Source organism: Marinicauda salina, assembly GCF_003122085.1.
Lineage (GTDB): Bacteria > Pseudomonadota > Alphaproteobacteria > Caulobacterales > Maricaulaceae > Maricicauda_A > Maricicauda_A salina.
Window position 1 is genome coordinate 725898 of record NZ_QEXV01000003.1, and the last position, 21944, is coordinate 747841.

The window sequence follows — 21944 nt, forward strand, 5'->3', positions numbered from 1 at the left end:
CCGATGCTGGACCGTCTCGTCGCCTTCTCGCTGACCCAGCGCCTGTTCGTGCTCGGTCTCGCCCTGGCGCTCGCCGCGGCGGGCATCGTCTCGGGCCTGCGCCTGCCGATCGACGCCTTTCCCGAGATCGCGCCGACCCAAGTGAAGATCGTCATGAAAGCGCCCGGCATGACGCCGGAGGAGGTCGAGGCGCGCGTCGTCAGGCCGCTGGAAATGGAGCTGCTCGGGATACCACGCCAGACAGTCATGCGCGCGACGGCGAAATACGCCATCGCCGACATCACGCTCGATTTCGAGGAGGGAACGGACGTCTACTGGGCCCGCCAGCAGGTTTCCGAGCGCCTCTCGGCGGTCGCCGCCGAACTGCCGGAGACCGTGGAGGGCGGACTGGCGCCCATCTCCACGGCGCTGTCAGAGCTGTTCATGTTCACCATCGAGGGCGGCGATCTCACGCTGGAGGAACGCCGCTCCCTGCTCGACTGGGTGATCCGGCCGGCTCTGCGCACCCTGCCCGGCGTCGCCGACGTCAACGCGCTCGGCGGGCGGGTCCGGACCTTCGAGGTGACGCCCGACGAGGCGGCGATGGCCGCGGCCGGCGTGAACGTGTCCGCGCTGCGTGAGACGCTCGAACGCAACAACCGCAATGACGGCGCCGGCCGCGTCTCGGTCGGCGAGGAGGCGCTGGTCGTACGCAGTCTCGGCGCGGCGGAGACCGCCGACGATCTCGCCGACCTGGTGATACGCGCCGAGGGCGAAGCGATCGTGCGCGTCGGCGACGTCGCCCGCGTCTCGCTTGGCGCGCTCACCCGCTACGGCTCGGTCACCAAGGACGGCGAGGGCGAAGCCGTCGAGGGCCTCGTGGTGGCGCTGCGCGGCGCGGATGCGCGCATGGTGGTCTCCGGAGTGCGGGACCGTCTCGAGGACCTCTCTCAGGGCTTTCCCGACGGCGTGGAGATCGAGGTCTTCTACGACCGCTCCGACCTCATCGAGGAGGCGGTGGGCACGGTGACCCAGGCGCTGCTCTTCGCCGCGGTGCTGGTGATCGCGTTGCTGGTGCTGTTCCTCGGCAATTTCCGCGCCGCGATGGTGGTGACGCTGATCCTGCCGTTCGCGGCGCTCGCCACCTTCCTGCTGATGAACGTCGTCGGGTTGTCGGCCAATCTCATGAGCCTCGGCGGGCTGGCGATCGCGATCGGCATGATCGTCGACGGCGCGATCGTGGTCACCGAGAACACCGTGGAGCGCCTCAACGAGGGCGGACGGGCGAACCGGCTCCACGTCGTCTACCGCGCCGCCGCCGAAGTCGCCGCGCCCACCGCGGCGGGCACCATCATCATCTGCCTGGTCTTCCTGCCGCTGCTCACCCTGCAGGGGCTCGAGGGCAAGCTGTTCTCGCCGGTGGCGCTGACCATCGTTTTCGCCCTCGGCTCGGCGCTGGCGCTCGCGCTGACCCTGATCCCGGTGCTCGCCTCGGTCGCGCTGAAGCGCACGAGCGGGCGCGAGGCGCCGATCATGCGCGTGCTCGGTCCGGGCTATGAACGGCTGCTCGCCGGCGCGCTGCGCTTTCCCGTCGCCGTCTACGCGATCGCGGGCGTCGGCGTCGCGGCGGCCGCGCTGAGCTACGCCACGGCGGGCAAGACCTTCATGCCGACGATGAACGAAGGCTCGGTGGTGATGCAGCTCGCCGCCCTGCCCTCCATCAACCTGTCCCAGAGCGAGAGCGACGATCTGCGCGTCGAGCAGGCGCTTATCGAGCAGGTGCCGGAAGTCCGCCACGTGATCTCCCGGGTCGGCTCCGACGAGCTCGGCCTCGACCCGATGAGCCTCAACGAGAGCGACATGTTCCTCGAGCTGGCGCCGCGCTCGGAATGGCGCGGACCGGACACCGACTGGCTGATCGGCGAGATGCGCGCGGTCATGGAGGACTTTCCCGGCATCGAGTCCTCCTTCACCCAGCCGATCGAGATGCGGGTCTCCGAGATGTTGACGGGCTCGCGCGGCGATCTCGCCATCAAGATCTTCGGTCCCGACGCCGACCAGCTGGCCGACTTGGCGGGCCGCATCGAGGCGGTGGTCGCCGACGTCCCCGGCGCGGCGGACGTCTTCACCCAGTCGAACGACATCTCCGAATACCTCCAGGTCGATATCGATCCCGAACGCGCCGGCCGCTTCGGGTTCGACGTGATCGCCGTCCAGGACGAGCTGAGGGCCCGGCTCGAAGGCGTGCGCGCCGGCGAGATCGTCGAGCCCGGACGGCGCACGCCGATCCTCATCCGGGCGGACCGCCGCCACCGCCAGAGCCCGTACGGTTTCGAGGACATCCGGGTCGCCGCGCCCGACGGCCGCCAGGCCCGCCTGTCCGACATCGCCGACGTGCGCCGCGCCGAAGGACTGGCCGTCGTCGATCGCGAGAACGGCTCGCGCTATGCGGTGGTCCAGGCCTTCGTCTCCGGCCGCGATCTCGTCAGCTTCGTGGAGGACGCCCAGGCCGCCGTCGACGCGATGGGGCCGCTTCCCGCGGGATACCGCGTGAGCTGGGGCGGCGAGTTCGAGAACCAGCGCCGCGCCGCGGCCCAACTGTCGCTGATGGTGCCGATCTCGCTGGCGCTGATCTTCGTGGTCCTGTTCGTCACCCTGCGCTCGCTGCGCCAGTCCTTGCTGATCCTCGCGAACATTCCCTTCGCGCTGGTCGGCGGGATCGTCGCGCTGCGGCTGTCCGGCGAGTTCCTGTCGGTGCCCGCCTCGGTCGGCTTCATCGCGCTGCTGGGAATCGCCGTGCTCAACGGGCTGGTCCTGGTCACGCATTTCAACGATCTGCGCGCGCTCGGCGCCTCGATGGACGAGGCCGTGCGCCGCGGCGCGCGCCGACGGCTGCGCCCGGTGCTGATGACCGCGACCACGGCCGCCTTCGGGCTGGCGCCGCTGCTCTTCGCCAGCGGGCCGGGATCGGAGATCCAGCGCCCCCTCGCGGTCGTCGTCATCGGCGGCCTGGCCTCGTCGACCATCCTCACCCTGTTCCTGCTGCCCTTGCTCTATCGCCGCTTCGGCGCGGAAACCGGCGCGCGCGAACCCGCCACGGAGACGCCGACATGGTCGCGCCCCTACGCAAGCTGACGCTGATCTGCCCCCGCGAGATCAAGCAGACGATCGCGGACGCGCTCGACGCGGTCGAGCCGGCGCTGCCCGGCTTCACCGTCATCGACGCCGAGGGCCGCGGCCCCGAAGCCGAGCTGGCGAGCGCGTCGGAACGGGTGAGAGGCGCGATGCGCGCGGCGATGTTCCAGATCGTGCTGCCCGCCGATCAGGTCGCCGGCGTGCTCGACGCCCTCGCGAAGGAATGCCGGCGACCGCAGCTCGCCTACTGGACAGAACCTGTCGAAGACTTCGGACGACTGACATGACGGTGCGCCTTCTCTTCGCCCTTGCCGCGGCGTTCAGCTTCGCCGCAGGCGCGGCGGCCTCGCCCCCCGCGTCCCTCCCCCCGCTGGAGGGTGTCGAGGCCGTCATCGCCGACGCGCCGGCGCCGGCCGAGGCGCGCGCCGGCGTCGATCGCGCCCGCGCCGCCGCGGCGCGTCTCCGCGCGGGACCGTACGAGTTCGAGGTCTCCGCCGGCGCGTCCCGGCGCAGCATCGACGGCGAGGGCGAATTCACGGAGTGGACGAGCGGGCTGAACCGGGGCGTGCGCTGGCCCGGCAAGCGCCGGATCGACGCCGAGCTGGCGACGCTCGAGGTCGCGATCGCCGAACAGGCCTACCGGCTCGCCTGGCGCGACACGGCGCTGGAGTTCGCCCGATTGCTGGGAGAATGGCGCACCGCCGCCGGGATCGCGGAGATGCAGGCGCGGTCGGCTGAGGACGCCGAAGCCGCCGCCGAGGCGCAGGCGCGCCGGCTGGCGAACGGCGCGGCCCGCGAGGTCGATGTCGAACAGCTGCGCGCAGACGCCGGCCTGGCCGGCCTCGCCGCAGAGCAGGCGCGTCTGACCGCAGACAACGCGGCCGACGCGCTGCGCGCGGCCTTCCCCGGGCTCGAGCTCTCAGCCCTTCGCGACCAAGCGGCGGGGCGGGCGCCGCCGCTCCCTGCGGCCGGGGACGCCGTCGCCGTCGAGACGATGCCCGAAGTCCGCCTGGCGCTGCTCGCGCGCGATCGCGCAGCGCTCGAGGCGCGGCGCGCCCGCGCCGAACAGCGGCCCGATCCCCAGCTGGGCGTCCAGCTTTTCAGCGAGCGTGACGGCGCGGAGACGGGTCTGGGCGTCACGGTCGCCGTGCCGATCTCCGGCCGGGCGCGATCGGCCGCCGCGGCCGAGGCGGAGAGTCGGGTCACGACCCTCTCCGTGCGCCTGCGCAGCGCCGAGCGCCAGGCGCGCCGACGCTACAGCGAAGCGATCCGCGAGGCGCAGTCGGCGGCGCGGTCTCTGGCGATGGCCGAGGCGTCGGCGTCGGCAGCGCGCAGCGCGCTGGCGCGGATGCGCCGGGGCCGCGACATGGGCGCGGTCACCGTCTCGGAGCTGATCCGCGCGCGCGAAGCCGCCCGCACAGCCGAACGCGCCCTGATCGAGCAGCAGGCGCGCGCCGCGGCGGCCCGTCTGCGCCTCGCGATCATCGAGGGTCGCGCGCTGCAACCGACGGGGCCGGAGTGAGTCCCTCCCGGCGGCGGATGAATCAAACCCCGTGTCGCTGCACAAATCAGGCTCTTGGCGGGCCCGGAGGGGTATTTTACCCGCGTCAATTCGTTGACTTAGGCAAGGCCGCACCAACGCAGCGCCAACAGGCAGATCGCCGCGGAGCGGGAATTCGAACGCGTGACGATACGAATATGAGCGCCGACGTATCCGCCGCCAACGCGCTTCGGCTCCGGCTACGAACGATGAGGGAGAGCTGCCCCCCCTACGCCCGTTTCAGCGCCGCTTCGGCGGCCTTGCGCCAGTCATCCGGAATGGCCGCCGCCTTGCGTTCCGACATATCGAAGCAGACGGCCGTGCTCGTCAGGACGGCGGCGACGGTCGCCTTCGACAAATTCCGCATCTCGAAGCGCACCGTGAGCGATTTCGTGCCGACGCGCTCGACAGCGGCGTCGACGGCGAGCAGGTCGCCCGCCGCCACCTCGGCCTTGTAGTCGATCTCATGATGGACGTCGGCCCAGCCGAGACCGCCGGCGGCCGCCTCGCGACCGGTCCAGCCGAACACCTCGTAGAGAAAATGGTACGAGGCGTCGTCGAACATCGCCACGTAGTGACGGGTCGTCATGTGCCCCATCACGTCGCATAGCCACGGATGGGCGACGCCGCGGAAGACGCCGTTCATGCGATGCGCCTCACCTTGGCCGCCTCCTCCTGCTTGGTGAGACCGAGCGTCTGGCGCGCTTCGGCCGGCGTCTGCACCCGGCATCCCATGAGTTCGAGAATATTGCGGGCCCGCTCGACCAGCTGCGCGTTGGTCGCATGCACCCCTTTCTCGAGATAGAGATTGTCCTCGAGCCCGACCCGGACATGACCGCCGAGAAGCGCCGCCTGCGCGGCCATCGGCATTTCATTGGCCCCCAGGCCGAAGCCGGCCCAGTTGGCGTTCTCCGGCAGGTTGTCCACCATCGTCTGGAAATTCCTGGGGGTTCCTTCCGCGCCCCAGCGCACGCCGAGACAGACCTGGAACAGCGGGGGCTCGTCGAGCAGGCCCTCGGCCAGCAGCTTCTTGGCGAACCAGATATGGCCGAGATCGAACACCTCCAGTTCCGGCTTCACCCCGATCTTCTGGAGGCGCTCCGCGCCCAGTCGGAGCATGCCCGTCGTCGACACGTAGACGTAGTTTCCCATGTCGTAGTTGAACGAGCCGCAATCGAGCGAGCAGATCTCGGGCAGCAAAGCCTCGACATGCTCCATGCGCTCGATCTGCCCCACGCAATCGGTTTCGTCGGAGAATGAGAGCGGATCGTCATCGGGCCCGAGAAAGAGATCTCCGCCCATGCCCGTCGTGAGGTTCAACACCACGTCGGTCTCGCTGTCGCGGACGCGGTCGACGACTTCCTTGAACAGCGCCGGGTCGCGGCTCGGCGCCCCGGTCTCGGGATCCCGCACGTGAATATGCGCGACAGCGGCGCCGGCCTTGGCCGCCTCGATGGCGGCGTCGGCGATCTCCTTCGGCGACACCGGCAGGTGCGGCGTCTTGTCGACAGTTTCGCCCGAGCCGGTGACGGCGCAGGTGATGATGACGTTCCGGTTCAGCGATTGACCCATTGCGTAAAAGTTGGACCTCTGTTGCGTCACGACCAACGCAGAAATACATGACCGCTTGAACGAACGTTTGTCGCCAAACGGTGATGCGGCGGGGTGTGACAGATCGCAAAGACCATAACGCCTCGACGAGGGCATTCAACCCCGCAAAAATCTTGATTGTAATTTGTTTTTTCTTCGAAAGTGCTAATTTTAATTTATTTTATATTATAGCGCCTTATTCATATTACTTATCAAGCTGCCGGGTCGCTTCCAGCGCCGGAAACCAGGCCGACCATGACCCGCGGTGCGAATCAGCCGTGAGGAATGCGCCCGGCCCGTTTCGGGTGATCCTCGGCCAGCTGCTTCAGCAGCGAGCGGATCATGACGACGCCGATGGCGAGGACCGGCACCGAGGCGATCAGCGTCGCCGTCTGAACGACGCGCAGTCCGCCGACGAAAAGCAGGGTGATCGGCAGCGCGCCGAGCATCGCGGCCCAGAACAGGCGCTGCCACAGCGCCGGATCCTCGCCGGCGGGAAGGGCCCGCGTCGCGCTGGAGGCGAGGATGTAGGACGCGCTGTCATAGGTCGTCGCCGAGAACACGATGGCGGTGAGGCAAAACACGGTCATCGCGACGGTCGCGAAGGGCAGCTCTGCGAGCATTGCGACGATCGCATCCGCCCCGCCTTCGCTCGTGATAAGCCCCGTGATGTCGGCCGCGCCCGTCAGCTCGAGGTCGAGGCCGAAATTCCCGAGAATGACGAAGAACATGCCGGCCCCGATCGTCCCGTAGCCGAGCATTCCGTAGATCACCTGGCGGATCGTGCGTCCGCGCGAGATGCGCGCCACGAAAAGTCCGACCACCGGGCCGTAGGCGACCCACCACGCCCAGTAGAAGATGGTCCAGTCGATGACGAAGCTGCCGTCGCCGAAGGGTTCGGCCCACGTGTTGAGCCGGATGAAATTCTGCAGGACGAGCCCGTAGCCGGTTACGCCGGCTTCCAGCAGGCGCACCGTCGGGCCGACCAGCAGAACGAAGCCGAGGAACAGGAAGATCAGCGCCACGTTCAGATCGCTGAGTCGGCGAATGCCGCGCTTCAGCCCGAGAGCCGCGCTGACGCCGAAGAGAATGATGGTGACGACGAGAACGACCACCTCAAGGTGGAACCCGTTCTCCAGACCGAGGATCCGCGCCATCAGGGCGGCGATCATCGGGGTGGAGAAGCCGAGCGACGAACCCGCCCCGCCGAGCAGGCTGACCATGAAGATCGTGTCCACGATCCGCCCCAGCGGACGATGCGGCTTGAAGGCGGCGAACCCGCTGCAGCCCGTGCTCAGACGCAGAAAGGGAACGTCACGATTGTAGTAGGGATAGGCGATGGCCAGCGTCGGAAGGCAGTAGAACGCCCAGGCCGACGGTCCCCAGTGGAACAGGCCATAGGCCGAGGCCCATTCGAGCGCCGCCATCGATCCCGGTTCGAGGTCGAAGGGCGGGGTCTCGAGATAATACGCCCATTCGATCGCGGCCCAGTACATCAGACCGGCTCCGATGCCGGCGCAGAAGAGCATCGCCGCCCAACTCAGGACAGCGAACTCGGGCTTCTCCTCGGCGCCGCCGAGCCGCACGCCGCCATATTCGCTCAGGGCCAGCCACAGAAGGAAGATGATGAGGAAGGAGCCGACGAGGAGGAAGCCAGGTCCCAGATTGCCCGCGATCCGGTCATAGATCGCCGGGAGCAGCTCCGCCCCGGCCTCCGGGTCGACAAGCAGTCCGATGCAGACCGCGAGCACGATCGCCGCGCTGATCGAGAAGGCGAGCCAGTCTGTGCTCGGCTTTGAAGGCATCACCTCGACCCGTCTGCGCCTGCGTCCGAAGCGTTCCGGAGCGCGCGGCATATCTCTTGGTCGAACGGCGCAATGACGTCGATCTCATCGCCCAGCTCGAGAACCCGCCCCGTACGCCCGAACTCCGGCCATGTCGGCGCGGACCCCGCATCGGCTTCACCGGACGCCGCGAACGAAACCCACAGGGCCCGCATCGCATCGCCCAGCACGACATCCCGCTCCCCGGTCGGAAGCCAGGCGTCATGCGTCCCGAAGACATAGGGGATCTCCGCGCCGTGATAGGCGCCGAACGCCGCAGCCTCGTCGCCCGGCCTTACGCGGGTGAACAGATAGACATAGCTGCTTTCGCCGAGCTCCGTGATGCGTCGCGCCAGCCGATATCCCGGACAGCGCATCTGCCGCGCCGTCTCGAGCCTGTCCACCGCGCCCCGCATGCCGTCGGCGGCGACGAGCGCGTCGATATCGATCTCGCCGCCGATGCGGCGGCGATAATCGGCCAGCGTCGCCTCGGCGGAGTCCTCGTCGATATACATGAACCACTCGTCGCGGTTGGTTCCGATCATGAGCGGCACGGTCGCGAGCGCGCCGGTCGCCACCGCCTCGGCCTGGTGTCTCGGCAACGACGTCCCGTCGACCACCGGGCCGAAATCGTGGTCGCCGAGGACGTCTTCGCTCGCTTCGAGGATCGCATCCGCCGAAACGGCGCGCGGATCCGCATCCGGCAACGCCTGCGCCAGGGCCGCGAACGCCGCATCGGCCGTATCCGCGTCATGAGGCTCGACAAATTCGAATCCGCCGCTCTGGCTGATCGCCCGGTGGAAGAGCCCTTCCGCCGCCGGCGTCGTCATCAGCGTGCCCACCGACGAAGCCCCCGCGGATTCGCCGAACACCGTCACCCTGTCGGGGTCGCCGCCGAATGCCGCGACATTCGCTTGGACCCATTCCAGCGCGGCGATCTGGTCGAGCAGGCCGAAGTTCCGGCCTTCGGGATAACTGTCCCCGGGCGGCGCGAGATAGCCGAACGCGCCGAGGCGGTAGGCGATCGAGACGACGACCACGCCCTCGGCGGCGAGCGCGCTTCCGCGATAATTGGGCTCGTAGGACCAGCCGCCGCGATAGCTGCCGCCATGGATCCAGACCATCACCGGCGCGGGCGCGTCCGGCTCGAGGTCCGGCGTCCAGACATTGAGATAGAGGCAGTCCTCGCTCACACCGTTGGGATAGTCCACGAGGCCGGGATCCGCCCCGAAAGCCCCGGCGACGCCGCGATACCAGTCGACGATGTGCGAGCCCTGCATGCACGCCGGCGCGAACTCGGCAGCCGGACGCACGCCGGTCCACGACGTCGCCGGCTGCGGCGCCCGCCAACGGTTGTCGCCGGTCGGCGGCGCGGCGAACGGCACGCCGCGAAAGACCGCGCCGCGCGACAGGTCATCGATCGCAACGCCCTCAAGATCGCCAGCCTCGATCTCGACGACCGGCCCGCGGTCGGCGGCCTCGTCGGCGGCCGAGCAGCCGACCGCCCCCAGAAAACCGCTTATGATCGCGAAAAGGGCGGCGCGTCCGTTCAATCTTCCGCTCCACCAATATCGACGATCACGCAGCCGCGCCGGTTTCCCGCCTCGATGGCGGCGTGCGCGTCGGCGCATCGCTCCAACGGATAGGCTTCCGCGAACCGGTGCGAGAGCCGCCCGGCCGCCTCGGCGGCCGCAATGTCGGCGATCGCCTGCTTCTTCGCCGCTTCCGGCATGTCGTAGACGATGACCATGCGCACGGTGAGGTCCATGAACATCATCCGGTAGAACGGCAGGGTCGGCTGCATGTCGCGCGAAGACGAGTAGGTCGCGATGACGCCGCCGGTTCGAATGCACTCCAGAACCTGGGACAGGTTCGCCCCGAACTCGACGTCGACAACCCGGTCGACGCGCTCTCCCCCGGTCGCTTCGAGCACCCGGGAGCCCCAGTCGTCGTCGCGGTGATTGACGACATGAGCCGCGCCGGCGGCCCGGCACGTTTCCGCGTCCTCGGCGTTGCTCGCCGTCGCGATCACCTCCGCTCCGGCGTTGGCCGCCCACTGGATCGCGTAATACCCGACGCGCCCCGCGCCGCCCGTCACCAGGACCTTCAGCCCGCCCGGGTCACCATCGGCGAAGACGCAACGATGCGCGGTCATGACTGGAATGCCGTAGCAAGCGCCCGTCCTGAAATCGGCGTTCTCGGGGAGGGCGGGCGCGCGAGCCTCGTCGATCGCGACATATTCGGCCGCGCTGCCGAAGCGCCGGCCGTGTTGCGCCTGGTAGACCCAGACCCGCTCGCCGACCCGGTCGGACGACACGCCCTCTCCAACGGCCTCCACCACGCCGGCCCCGTCGCTGTGCGGAATGACGTAGCCGTTATCGAGAAGGTTCGGGAACGAGCCGCGCCGCTTCTTCGTGTCCGACGGATTGACGCCGCTTGCGGCGAGACGGACGAGCACCTCGCCCTTCCCCGGCGTCGGAGCGGGTCGTTCGCCGAACTCCAGCACGTCCGGCTCGCCGAACCGTTCGAACCATACCGCTTTCATGGCTTCCTCATCTTATCGGGTAGGACAGCGTCTCCGTGTGCCCGTCGATGGCGATCGACTGGCCGGAGATCCGCGCGCCGGCATCCGAGCTCAAGAAGACGCACATCTCCGCGACATCTTCCGCCCGGATGAATTTCTGCATCGAGATCTGACCTTCGTAGGTTCGGCGCACTTCTTCGATCGACACGCCGCGCGCCGCGGCTTCGCGCTGCATGACCGCCTCGATGCGAGGCCCCTCGACAGAGCCCGGGCAAAGCGCATTGACCCGCACTCCGTACGGGCCGAGCTCCATGGCCAGGGTCTTCGTCAGACCGATGATGGCCCATTTGGATGACGCATAGGCGGCGCGAAGCGGGAACCCGAACAGCGCGGCCGTCGAGGCGATGTTGATGATCGCGCCCCGCCGGGCTGTCTTCATGATCGGGGCCGCCATGCGGGCGAAATAGAACGCGCCATTGAGATTGACGTCGACGGTCCGCCGCCAGCTCTCCACGTCGATCTCCTCGATCGGCGCGGCGGGGCCGGCGATCCCGGCGTTGTTCACCAGCACATCGAGGCGACCGTAACGATCGATCACCTCCTCGATGACGCCCGAGGCGGCGTCCGGATCAGACACGTCGGCGACCGTCGCCGACGCGCCTTGAGCGTCTCCGCCGAACGCGGCGACTGCGGATTCGTCGATGTCGCAGACATGCACGGACCAGCCCGCCTTCCGGTAGGCTTCCGCAGCCGCGCGGCCGACCCCGGACGCCCCGGCCGTGACGAGCGCGACGTTGGTTTCCACCGGCGCGCGCCCATCCGCCGCCGCGTCGCCGCGGGGGAGTGTCTCGCTGTCACCCATTGCTAGCTCGCTGTCAGCTCGCGCCTAGAAGCGCTGCGAGAAGGAAACGCCGATCGTACGAGGCTGGTTGGTGGTGATGCGACTGTCAAAGTCCGTCGCGTTCCGGAACAACTCGGCGCGCTCGTCGGTCGCATTTCGGAGATAGCCCGTCAGCGTCCAGTCGTCCTGGCCGAGCCCGACGGAAAGATTGAGAAGCCCGTACGAAGCCTGCTCATCCCTCGCGGCCGGGAAGAGATCGTTATAGGAGGCGCCGACGACGGTATAGTTGACGTTCCAGAATGTCTCGAAGTCCCGCCACATGAACTCGTAGCGCGAGTTGATATAGCCCTTGTACTCGGGAATGAACGGCAGCTGGGTCCCTTCCGGCGCGTCCGGCGTGGTCGCTCCGACGCTCTGGAAGAAGTCCTCCGACAGCTCCGCCTCGAGGATGGTGAACGCCCCGGAAAGCGTCCAGTTGTCGGTCACTCGCCAGATCGCGTCCGCCTCGACGCCGAGGACCTCGGCTGCGCCGGCGTTCTGCGTCAGCCCGAGGAAGGACTCGGCCGGGTCGAAGCGGGTGAACTGGACGTCCTCCCAGTCCATGAAGAAAGCGGCGCCGTTGAAACGCAGCGCGCCGCCGGCGAGCAACGTCTTCCAGCCCACTTCGTAGTTGGTGATGAGATCCGAGCTGTACTCCAGCGGAATGTTCGAGGTCGCCTCGCGATTGACGCCGCCGGGACGGAATCCCTCCGACACCGTCGCATAGAACAGCTGGTTCTCCGTCGGGGCGTAGCTCACGTTCAGCTTGAACAAGCTTCCGGATTCCGACGTCTCCACATCGACGTTCGGACTGCCGCTGAACACGGTTCCAACGAACCCGTCGATCGAACTCTCGGTTTCGAAGAAGCGAGCGCCGCCCGTGACGGTGATCGTGTCGGTGAGGTCGTAGGACAGTTCGCCGAACACCGCGCGCTCGGTGTCCTCGCGCACCTGGTCCGTGATGAAGTAAACGTCGGGATCCCTGACCGCCATTCCCGGCTTGATGGTCGGGATATGCCAGCGAAGATCATAGGCATGCTCGGTGCGCTGGTAGAACAGCCCCGAGATCAGCCGCAGGCGGCGGTCCTGCGGCGTCGCCAGACGAAACTCGTGGGTTTCGCGCTCGTACTCGCTGTCTTCGCGGTACTGGATGCGCGGATCCTCGCACGCATAGAACGAGTACGCGCTGATCGAGTAATCATAGGCGTAGTAGCACGTGTAATAGTCGATGTAGGACGAATATTCGGCGTACTCCGAATAGTCGTTCTCGTACGCGACGTCACGGTCCAGCAACGTTCCCGCATAGGTCATTTCGACGCCGCCGATCTCCCCGGCGATCTCCACCCCGCCCTGGGTGAATTCGTCTTCCGTAGAGTCATTGAAGAAGCGCGCGACCTCGAGATCGCCGACATCGTCGGGATCGTGATCCCAGACGCCCTCGGTCTCCTGGCGCTGATGGAGCACCCGCGCCGTCGCCGTCCAGGAATCATTGAGATCGATGCGCAGAGCGGCGCGCGCGCCGGAGGTCGTCTCCTCGTTGAAGTCTTCCTCGACGAGCTCGTCGTTGGACACCGTGATGCCGCTGCGCGAAAACGTTTTCGTCGCAGGAACATTGTCGATATAGCCGGCTGTCTGGTCATGCCAGCCGACGATGCGCAGCGCCGCGCGATCGCCGAGCGGCATATTGACGAAGCCTTCCGCCGTATAGCCGAAATCCCCTTCCTCGACCGCCTCGGCCGTCAGGTCATACCCGGCTTCGAAACCCGCGGAATCGGGCTGGTTGGTGATGATCCGCAGCGTGCCCGCCTGGGAGTTGGCGCCGTACAGCGTCCCCTGGGGACCGCCGAGCACCTCGATCCGCGAAATGTCGTAGATGTGGACGTCAAGATTGCGGCCGATGGCGGTGACCGGCTGTTCGTCGAGATAGAGACCGACGCTCGACTGCGAGCCGGAGAAGTTGCCGTCGCCTCCGTCCGACACGCCTCGGATATAGATCTGGGCCGAACCCGGTCCGACGCTGTTGAAGGAGACGCTCGGCAGGAAATTCGCGTACTCCTCGAAGTCCGTGATCTGCTGTTGATCGAGCAGCTGCGTATCGAGCACCTGAACGCTGAGGGAAACGTCCTGCAGGCTTTCCTCGCGTTTCTGCGCGGTGACGGTGATCACCTCGACCTGACGGGCCTGGGCGCCGGCGACGTCCGCCTGGGCGAACGCCACAGCCGGGCTCGCCAAGCCTGCGAGGCACGTCGTGGTCAGCAGTCTCGCGAGCCCCCCGCGCGGACGACGCGCCGCCTCGAAATCGATCCCTTGTTCGCGCATTCGATTTTCCTCCCCGTTCGTCGCGCTCGTGCAGACCTGGCGCGGATTCAGCATCCAGCCTAAGCGCGTCGGGGCCTCGTCATCGAACGGAAAAGATTCGGCAATAGATGAATGAAATTCATTCATCCCAGCGCAAGTCGCCCTCGAGCACGGGGCGTAGCGCGGTCGCAAGCGGGCTCAGGTGAGGCTCGAAATTGCGCCATTGCTCAAGGCCCGTTGCATATATGGGCTGACGAACCTGCTCGGAACTGGCGGTTCGCACGGCGCGATCCGTTGAATAAAATTCGACGCACTGCGGCTCGAACGCGAGGCCTGCATGCGCCAGCGTGCGGCGGACCTGGGTTTCGATATCCGCGACGACGTCCTCGTAGATGACGCGCAGCACCCCGCCCGGCAGCACCTCGTCCCAGAACGCCATCAGCCGCACGTAATTCACGTAGTAGCGCCCGATCTCCTCCAGGCTGTAAGTGAAGTTCTGCCCTCGCGCGAACAGCTGCTTGAAGTTCGAGAAGCCGCAAGCCATCGGATGGCGCCGGGCGTCGATGATCGTGGCGTTGGGCAGGATCAGCTTGATCAGCCCGATATGCATGAAATTGTTCGGCATCTTGTCGATGAAGAACGGCGCGCCTCCGCGATGGATGCGCGTGCGCTCGAGATATTCCGCGCCCAGCGCGGCTGCCTCCTCGCGCGTGAGCGAACCGAGAATCTCGGGATAGGCGGAGCGGTCGCCTGGCCGGCGCTTGCCCGACAGCCGGCGCGCCATCGAGATGATGTCCGGCAACTCGAAGGTCCCGTCGACCTGCGAATGGCTGGCGAGGATCTGCTCCTGGAGAGTCGAACCCGACCGGGGCATTCCCACGATGAAGATCGGATCCGGCCGGGGATCGCCCCACCCTTCGCGCTCGGCGAAGAACTCCCGCGAAAAGAACGCCATGAGCGCGTCGGTCTCGGCCTCGATCCGATCGGGATCGTACTGGACGGTCTCCCGCCGCAGAGCATTGCCGGCCGCGTAGGCTTCGAACGCGTCGTCATATCGACGCGCATCCTCCAGCGCCTTGCCGAGCGCGAACTGGAGATGAAACCGGTCGTGGGCGGAGATCGACTCGTCCTCGAGCGCCGTCTGCATCGCCTCGATGTCCGCGCCGTCGAAGCGCACCGTCTTGAGATTCGCCAGGCTCCAGTAGGCTTCGCCCAGGGTCGGCTGCGCCGAGACCGCGGCTCGGTAGGCCGCCACGGCGTCCTCGCGCCGCCCGACGGTCTTCAGCGCGTGGCCATAGCTCAGTTGAACCTTCGCCTGCCTCGGGTGGCGCGCAAGGATGTCGGCGTAGAGCTCGCAGGCCTCCTCCAGCCGCCCCGTCCGCACGTGCAGCAGAGCCTGCAACACGCGATGGGAAGGGTTTTCGGGTTCATCGGCGATCAGCCGCTCGAGCTCGCGCCCGGCGGCTTCGTACTGCTGCTGCTTGAGAAGAACGTTGGCGTAGTCGTGCCGGGCGAGATTGAAATCCGGCGCCAGCTCCAGGCACCGTTCGAGCAGGTGGCGCGCATCCTCGAGAACCCCGAGACGCAGGGCGACGTCGGCGAGCAGACGGATGCCGGAAACATCCGTCGGATGATCCTTCACGTACTGGCGCAGGGCGTGTTCCGCGTGCCCGAGGCGACCGCGGCGCAGTAGTTCGGCGGCGCGCGCGAGTTCAGGCGATCCGATCGTCGCTTCGGCGTGGCGGCGGGCCGCCTCGGCGGCCCCCTCCTCCTCGCCGGCGCGCTGGCGGAGATCGGCCAGCGCCTTCCAGCCGGGCGCGAAATCCTCGCGACGCTTCAACAGCGCTTCGAGCCGCTTGCGCGCTCGCGCTTCATCTCCCAGGGCCACATGGCAACGCGCGCGCTCCAGCTCCAGCGGCGCGTGATCGGCGTGCAGCGCCAGAGCCGCCTCCACCAATCGCAGCGCGGCGCCGGCGTCGCCCAGCCGGCGCGTGGCCTCCGCGCGGACGAGCGCCGCCAGGGGATCATCCGGACGCTCTGCGAGACGACGGACGGCGGCGTCGCGGGCCTCTCCGGGCGACTCGGCCACCCAGGCCTTGAGCGCCGAGCCGCTGCGGCCGGCCAGTTCGGGAGAGGCCATGTTCCTGCTTTCCGCCATCAGCGTGCTCGTGACGTGTCGGTTTGACGAGGCCGACATCAAGGCCGACCATTGCCGCTCTTTTCAAGCTTTCGGGTGCGCGCGAATGAAACGAAACCTGCCTCCCTTCGCCGCTCTGCGCGCGTTCGAGGCGGTCGTTCGCCTGCAAAGCTTCAAGGATGCCGCGCACGAACTCAACGTGACGCCCTCGGCGATCAGCCACCAGCTCCGACGCCTCGAAGACGAGGTGGGATGCCGGCTCATGCGCCGGGACCGAAACGGCGTCGAGCTGACGCCGCAGGGTCAGCGATACGCCTCGATCGTCACACGCGCGATGGAGCGGATCGCCGAGGCGACCTCGGAACTGCGGTGGGAAGTCGGGGCTTGCCTGACGCTCCAGGCTTACTCGACCTTCACGATCCGCTGGCTGCTCGGCCGGCTGCCGGACTACGAGTCCGCGACCGGCCAGCCGCCGGTCCGCCTGGTCACGTCCCAGCTCGACGTCGACCTGGCGTCCGAACCCGTCGACGCCTGCATCTTCATCGGCCATCCGACGCGGTCGGACGTCGATTACACATACCTGTTCTCCTCGCGCGTGTTTCCGGTCTGCAGCCCGGACTATCTCGCCGCGGCGCCCCCGCTTCGCGAACCGTCGGATCTGCGCGCCCACACGGTGCTGCAGGTCTATCCCTCCGCGGAGGACTGGTCCGTCTGGCTCGCGTCGGCCGGCGTGACGGGGGTCAACATCTCCGGGGACAGCCGCTTCGACAGCTATGATCACGCGCTGAACGCGGCCAGCCGGGGCCTCGGGGTGGCGCTGGCCATCGAGCCGTTCGCCGAGGACGACATCGCATCGGGCCGGCTCGTCGAGCCGTTTCCGGACGCGCGCGCCTCGCTGCCCCGCCACTGGTACTTCGCGAGCCTGTCGTCGCGTCGGGACCTCGAGAAGGTGAGTCTGTTCCGCGACTGGCTCGTCGACGCGATCGCCGCCGATCCGCTGCTGGAGACCTGCCGCCGCCCCGCCGCCGCCGTCGTCCCCTCCTGAAGGCCGTCGATGACCCGCGTCGAGCTGTCCGAGCGTGATCGTCGAGCGTTGGCGGGCGACTTCGGCGCGGCCGAAGCCTGGGCCATGGACCTGGTGACCGCCGCCGCCGATGCCCTCGAAGCGGAGACCCTCACCGATATCGAGGGCGCCCATCTCGTCGGCGCCTATCATTCCGGCCCGGCGAATCTCGGCCTGCTCGAGCGGCTGGCGGCGGCGGGAGGCCGCGTCCGCGTCCCGACCACGCTCAGCGCGTCGTCGGCCGACCTGCATGCGGACGGGCCGGCCTGTTACCGCGGCGCCGAGCGCGAGAACGCCCGCGCCGTCGTCGAGCCTCTTCTGCGCCTCGGATGCCGCCCTGTCCTCACCTGCGCGCCGTACTTTCTCGACGCGCGGCCGCGCTTCGGCCAGCGGCTCGCCTGGGCGGAGTCCAACGCCGTCCTGTTCGCCAACTCGGCGATCGGCGCGCGAACGCTCAAGACGCCGCAATATCTCGACCTGGCGTGCGCCCTCACCGGGCGCGCGCCGCTCGCCTCGGTGCTGACCGATGCGGGCCGCCGACCCGACGCGGTCGTCGACGCCGCGGGCCTCTCCGGTCGCTGGTTCGACGACGATGTCGGCTACGAACTCGTCGGCTTTCGCCTCGGGACGCTCTGCGGCGCGCGCATCCCGCTTCTTCGCGGCCTGCCGCAACGGCCCGACGAACTCGCGCTGCGCTCGATCTGCGCGGCGGCGGGCGTCACCGGCCAGATGCCGCTGATCCATGTCGAGGGCGCGACGCCCGAGGCGCGCGCGTTCGCCTCAGGCGGCGAATTTCGCCAGCTTGATGACGCCTCCCTGCGCCTCGACGACGCCGCGCTGAAGCGGGCCGCCGCCGAGCTCCGGCCGGGCGATCCCGGGGCGGCTGTCGGCGCGATCTGCCTGGGCGCGCCGCATCTCGGAGAGGCGGATTTGAGACGTCTCGAGGCGGCGCTGCCGCAGCGCCCGCTCGCCGCACCCATCTACGCCTCGACGCCGCGCGACCTCTACGCGCGGCTTCATGCCGAGGGGCTTGTGCGCGAACTGGAGGCGCGCGGGGTGCGCTTCGTCCGGGACGCCTGCACCTATTACGGGCCGCTGGCGTCCGCGACCTCGGGCCTCGTCCTGAGCAATTCCGCCAAGTGGGCGGCCTACGCCCCGGGCAATATCGGCGTCCGGAGCGGGCTGGCCACGCTCGAGGAATGCGTCGCCGCCGCCGTGACGGGGCGATACGAGCCCGACCGGAGCTACTGGAATGGGTGAGCGGGTTTCGATCCGCCTGTTGGCCGGCCAGCCGCACGGGCCGGCGCACCCTGCGCCCGTCGTCCGCCTCGCCGCGCCGCTGAGCTTCTGGGGCGGGGTCGATATCGACAGCGGCGAGGTGATAGACGCCTCCCACCCGGACCGGGGCGCCGCGCTGGCGGGCGTCATCCTCGTCCTTCCCGGACTGAAGGGAAGCACGGCCGGACCCGGCGCGCTGCTGGAGCTGATCGTCGCCGGCCGCGCGCCCGCGGCCGTGATCACCATGCAAGCCGAGCTTCCGCTGCTGGTCGCCAGTCGCACGGCGGGTTTCCTCACCGGTCGGACCATGCCCGTCGGCGCGGCGGCGGGAGACCGCGAATTCGCTCGCCTGCGCGCGGCCGCCGGCCGCCTCGCCGTGATCGAGCGCGACGCCGTCCTGATCGTCGATGACTGAAGCGCCCCGGGGCGGGTCGATATCGGGACGCCCACGGGATCCATGCGGACGATGGTGGGCCCGGAGGGACTCGAACCCCCAACCAAGCGGTTATGAGCCGCCGGCTCTAACCAGTTGAGCTACAGGCCCGGAAGAGCCCTCCCCATATAGCCGCAGCCGCGGGCGGGCGAAAGCGCGGGGCGAGGCGGCGCGCTGACGCCGCTCACTGCCCTGCCGGACGGGCGCCGGAATTGGCGACCTGGACCGGGGGGACGGACGCCCCCGGCGCCCCGCCCCTCCCCGCCTTGGCCGCGAAGCGGAACCCTGCGATCCTGCGCGCCGTTCGGACCTGAGCCACGCCGAGCGAGCATCCGGGGGACGGCGCGCCCATGCAGACCCAGACATCCGGCCAGCCAGCCGAGACGCCCGCCGAGGACGCGCCGCCGCGCGACGCCGATATCGGCGACACCGTCGACACGGTCTGGGATCGCGCGGCCGCGTCCTGGAGCGCGGCGAGCGACTGGGTGCTCGCCAACCGGGCCGAGGCGCTGATCGCGCTGGCGACCGCGGCGGGGCTGTTCGTCATCCTGCTGGCGGCGCGCTTCGTGGCGGTGCGCGCGATCCGGCGCTTCGCCAAGGGCGACTCCAACACCCTGCCCGCCATCATCGCCCGGGCCATCGCCAAGATCGGCTCGGCCTTCCTGCTGCTGGTGGCGGTGTTCGCGACCGCATTGATCTTCCCGGTGCCCGACGCGATCCGCGGCGTGCTGTCCGGGCTGATGCTCGTCTTCGGGGTGATCCAGACCGCCGCGGTGGTCCAGGAGATCGCCGTCTCGCTGCTGAGACGCAAGGCCGCCCGGGCCGCCCGCGACGGCTCCTCGCTCGACAGCGCCGTGGCGGTGCTGAGATGGCTCATCTCGGCGGCGATCTGGCTGGTCGCCCTGCTGGTCATTCTCGATACGGCGGGCATCCAGGTCACCGCGCTGATCGCCGGCCTCGGCGTGGGCGGCATCGCCATCGGGCTCGCCGCCCAGGGCATCTTCTCCGACCTGTTCGCCTCGCTGTCGATCCTGTTCGACAAGCCCTTCAAGAAGGGCGACTTCGTCGTGTTCGGGACGATCTCGGGCACGATCGAGGAGATCGGGCTGAGGACCACGCGCATCCGCTCGCTGTCGGGCGAGCAGGTCAGCCTGTCCAACACCAAGCTGATCGGCGAGACGATCCACAATTATCAGCGGCTTTCGGAGCGCCGTCATCTGATGACGGTGGGCGTGCTCTACCAGACGCCGGCCGACAAGCTCGAGGCCATTCCCGACTGGATCCGCGAGGATCTGGATCCGATCGAGGATGTGCGCGTCGACCGCGTTCATTTCGCAGGCTTCGGGGAATCCTCGCTGAATTTCGAGATCGTCTTCTGGGTCACCGCGGCCGACTACCCGACCTTCATGGACAAGCGCCAGGCGGCGAACCTCGCCATCGTCAAGCGCTTCGAGGCCGAAGGCGTCGGCTTCGCCTATCCCAGCCGCACGCTGTTCTTCGCCGAGCCCTCGGGCGAGGCCGTCGATCCGCGCGGGATCGGCGGCGGCGCGCCGGCCTGAGACGATTCCACGCCGTCCCCGCAATCGCGCCATGTTTCCGCCGCAGCGCGAACGCGTCATGATCGCGAGGACTGACGGCTTCGGAGTCGCAAAGGAGACCCCCATGATCCGCGCCGCGCTACTGGCGACCGCCCTCGCCCTGCCGCTGCCCCTCGCCGCCACCGCCTGCGCCCAGGAGACCGCCTCGTCGAACGGGGAGGTCCGGCCCGCCACGCTGTCGCTGTCGGCCACCGGCGAGGTGCGCGCCGCCCCCGACATGGCCACGGTTTCCGCCGGCGCCGTCAGCCGGGGCGCGTCCGCGCAGGAGGCTCTGTCCGCCAACGCTCGACTGATGCAGGGCGTCTTCGACGCGCTCGACGAGACCGGGATCGCCGAGCGCGACGTGCAAACCTCCCAGCTCTCGGTCAATCCCGTCTACTCGCGCCCCGACGAGGAGACCCGCGAGCGCCGCATCGTGGCCTACGAGGCGCGCAACACCGTGAACGTGATCGTGCGCGATCTCGACGGGCTGGGCGAAACCATCGACGCGCTGGTCAACGCCGGCGCCAACGAGCTGCAGGGCGTCAATTTCGGCCTCGAGGAACGCACCGAGGCCGAGGACGCCGCGCGGCTTCAGGCGATCGAGGAGCTGCACCGGCTCCGTGATCTCTACGCCGAGGCCGGCGATTTCGAGGTCGAGCGCGTGCTGTCGATCTCCGAGAGCTCGGGCGGCGGGCCTCAGCCGATGTACGCGCGCATGGAGGTGATGGCGATGGCCGCCGCCCCGACGCCGACCGCGGTGGGCGAACTGACCGTCTCGGTGACGATCAACGCCAGCTGGGAGATCTCCGAATAGAACTCACCAGACCAGCGTGTCTGCGGCCCAGCGCGCGCTGACGCCGCGCTCGGCGAGCGCGCGCTCCACAGCGGCCGCGTCGAAGCCGCCGCCGAGCTCGGCGCCGAGAATGCCGTGGGCGATGAACATGGCGTCGATCCCCTCGCGATTCGCCCCGGCGATGTCGGTGCCGGGCCCGTCGCCGATGGCGAGCAGGCGCACATCGTCAACCGGGCCGCCGGCGATCCCGGCGAGGCGGTCGCGCGCGGCGGCGTAGATCGGCGCATGCGGCTTGCCCGCATAGATCGTCGTCCCGCCGAGTTGCTCGTAGCGCGCGGCCAGCGCGCCGCCGCACGGCAGCAGCCGCTCGCCCACCTGGACGACGAGATCGGGATTGGCGCACACCATCTCCAGGCCGCGCTCGACCCCCTCGGCGAGCAGGGCCTGGTAGTCGTCGACGGTCTCGGTCTCGTAATCGAGCAGCCCGGTGCAGGAGATGAAGGCGGACTCGCCGAGCGGCGCGAAGTCGAGTCCCGTCCCCTCGTATATCGGATCGTCCCAGTCGGGTCCGAGCTTGAAGGCCGGTCCCGGCGCTTTCGATGCGAGCACGTCGTGGGTGGCGTCGCCCGAGGTCACCGCGCCGTCACAGGCGTCATCGGGCGCGCTCATCTGATCGAGCAGATTGAGAAGCGAGGCGGACCGCCGCGGCGAGTTCGAGACCAGCACGACATGACCGCCGCCGGCGCGATAGCGCTGCAGCGCCTCGATCGCGGCGGGGATGAGCGCGTGACCGTCGCGAATCACGCCCCACACGTCGCACAGGATCGCGTCATAGCGCGGGGCGAGGTCCGACAGGCGGGCGGGATCGGTCATGCAGCGGGGTTCTAGACC

Annotated in this window: 17 protein-coding genes and 1 tRNA gene; 8 read left to right on the forward strand and 10 right to left on the reverse strand. The window is 68.7% G+C overall.

Annotated elements, in window-relative coordinates; translation table 11 throughout:
* Nucleotides 1-3 precede the first annotated feature (3 nt).
* Genes DDZ18_RS09060 through DDZ18_RS09070 form a run of 3 tightly spaced genes read left to right on the forward strand, consistent with a single transcriptional unit; the run spans nt 4 to nt 4636 of the window.
* A complete protein-coding gene (locus tag DDZ18_RS09060; protein WP_109253023.1) occupies nt 4-3114 on the forward strand; it encodes an efflux RND transporter permease subunit in 3111 nt (1036 codons plus the stop codon).
* Nucleotides 3090-3401: a DUF3240 family protein gene (locus DDZ18_RS09065; protein ID WP_109253024.1), complete on the forward strand. Its 312-nt coding sequence runs from the start codon at nt 3090-3092 to the stop codon at nt 3399-3401. The genes DDZ18_RS09060 and DDZ18_RS09065 overlap by 25 nt, the downstream gene beginning before the upstream one ends.
* On the forward strand, nt 3398-4636 hold the full coding sequence (locus DDZ18_RS09070) for a TolC family protein (RefSeq protein ID WP_158272113.1): 1239 nt from the start codon (nt 3398-3400) through the stop codon (nt 4634-4636). The genes DDZ18_RS09065 and DDZ18_RS09070 overlap by 4 nt, the downstream gene beginning before the upstream one ends.
* A gap of 247 nt (nt 4637-4883) precedes the next feature.
* On the opposite strand, the gene DDZ18_RS09075 is transcribed toward DDZ18_RS09070, so the two are convergent.
* The 8 genes from DDZ18_RS09075 to DDZ18_RS09110 all read right to left on the reverse strand — a co-directional run bounded on the left by DDZ18_RS09075 (nt 4884) and on the right by DDZ18_RS09110 (nt 15927).
* The gene (locus DDZ18_RS09075) at nt 4884-5300 is read right to left on the reverse strand and encodes an acyl-CoA thioesterase (RefSeq protein ID WP_109253026.1); all 417 of its coding nucleotides are present in this window, start codon (nt 5298-5300) and stop codon (nt 4884-4886) included.
* Entirely contained in the window at nt 5297-6214 is a 918-nt protein-coding gene (locus tag DDZ18_RS09080; protein WP_109253111.1) for a BKACE family enzyme, read from the reverse strand. The genes DDZ18_RS09075 and DDZ18_RS09080 overlap by 4 nt, the downstream gene beginning before the upstream one ends.
* 302 nt (nt 6215-6516) lie before the next feature.
* Nucleotides 6517-8049: a BCCT family transporter gene (locus tag DDZ18_RS09085; protein ID WP_109253112.1), complete on the reverse strand. Its 1533-nt coding sequence runs from the start codon at nt 8047-8049 to the stop codon at nt 6517-6519.
* Nucleotides 8049-9620 carry a carboxylesterase/lipase family protein gene (locus DDZ18_RS09090; protein ID WP_158272114.1) on the reverse strand — a complete coding sequence of 524 codons (1572 nt, stop codon included), beginning with the start codon at nt 9618-9620 and terminating at the stop codon, nt 8049-8051. Before DDZ18_RS09090 ends, DDZ18_RS09085 begins: the two co-directional genes overlap by 1 nt.
* A complete protein-coding gene (locus DDZ18_RS09095) occupies nt 9617-10612 on the reverse strand; it encodes an NADPH:quinone reductase (protein ID WP_109253028.1) in 996 nt (331 codons plus the stop codon). Before DDZ18_RS09095 ends, DDZ18_RS09090 begins: the two co-directional genes overlap by 4 nt.
* A gap of 7 nt (nt 10613-10619) precedes the next feature.
* Entirely contained in the window at nt 10620-11396 is a 777-nt protein-coding gene (locus tag DDZ18_RS09100) for an SDR family oxidoreductase (RefSeq protein ID WP_233245781.1), read from the reverse strand.
* An 81-nt stretch (nt 11397-11477) separates the two neighbouring features.
* Nucleotides 11478-13790 (reverse strand): TonB-dependent receptor, encoded by a 2313-nt coding sequence (locus DDZ18_RS09105; protein WP_109253113.1) that lies wholly within the window; start codon nt 13788-13790, stop codon nt 11478-11480.
* 118 nt (nt 13791-13908) lie between these two features.
* A complete protein-coding gene (locus tag DDZ18_RS09110; protein WP_233245782.1) occupies nt 13909-15927 on the reverse strand; it encodes a tetratricopeptide repeat-containing sulfotransferase family protein in 2019 nt (672 codons plus the stop codon).
* 85 nt (nt 15928-16012) lie between these two features.
* On the opposite strand from DDZ18_RS09110, the gene DDZ18_RS09115 reads away from it, so the two are divergent.
* The 3 genes from DDZ18_RS09115 to DDZ18_RS09125 are packed head-to-tail and all read left to right on the forward strand — an operon-like array spanning nt 16013 to nt 18662.
* Entirely contained in the window at nt 16013-16951 is a 939-nt protein-coding gene (locus DDZ18_RS09115; protein WP_158272115.1) for a LysR substrate-binding domain-containing protein, read from the forward strand.
* Between the two features lie 9 nt (nt 16952-16960).
* Nucleotides 16961-18229, forward strand: coding sequence for an aconitase X (locus tag DDZ18_RS09120; RefSeq protein WP_109253031.1), 1269 nt, complete (start codon nt 16961-16963; stop codon nt 18227-18229).
* On the forward strand, nt 18222-18662 hold the full coding sequence (locus DDZ18_RS09125) for an aconitase X swivel domain-containing protein (protein WP_109253032.1): 441 nt from the start codon (nt 18222-18224) through the stop codon (nt 18660-18662). Before DDZ18_RS09120 ends, DDZ18_RS09125 begins: the two co-directional genes overlap by 8 nt.
* Nucleotides 18663-18714: 52 nt before the next feature.
* Here the strand turns inward: DDZ18_RS09125 and DDZ18_RS09130 are convergent.
* A tRNA-Ile gene (locus DDZ18_RS09130) sits at nt 18715-18791 on the reverse strand.
* Between the two features lie 239 nt (nt 18792-19030).
* Here DDZ18_RS09130 and DDZ18_RS09135 point away from each other — a divergent pair.
* Together DDZ18_RS09135 and DDZ18_RS09140 are read left to right on the forward strand one after the other, a co-directional pair.
* Nucleotides 19031-20239 (forward strand): mechanosensitive ion channel family protein, encoded by a 1209-nt coding sequence (locus DDZ18_RS09135; protein WP_109253033.1) that lies wholly within the window; start codon nt 19031-19033, stop codon nt 20237-20239.
* A gap of 103 nt (nt 20240-20342) precedes the next feature.
* A complete protein-coding gene (locus DDZ18_RS09140) occupies nt 20343-21074 on the forward strand; it encodes an SIMPL domain-containing protein (RefSeq protein WP_158272116.1) in 732 nt (243 codons plus the stop codon).
* 3 nt (nt 21075-21077) lie between these two features.
* Here the strand turns inward: DDZ18_RS09140 and DDZ18_RS09145 are convergent, their stop codons facing one another.
* Entirely contained in the window at nt 21078-21926 is an 849-nt protein-coding gene (locus DDZ18_RS09145; protein WP_109253035.1) for a TIGR01459 family HAD-type hydrolase, read from the reverse strand.
* Nucleotides 21927-21944 lie beyond the last annotated feature (18 nt).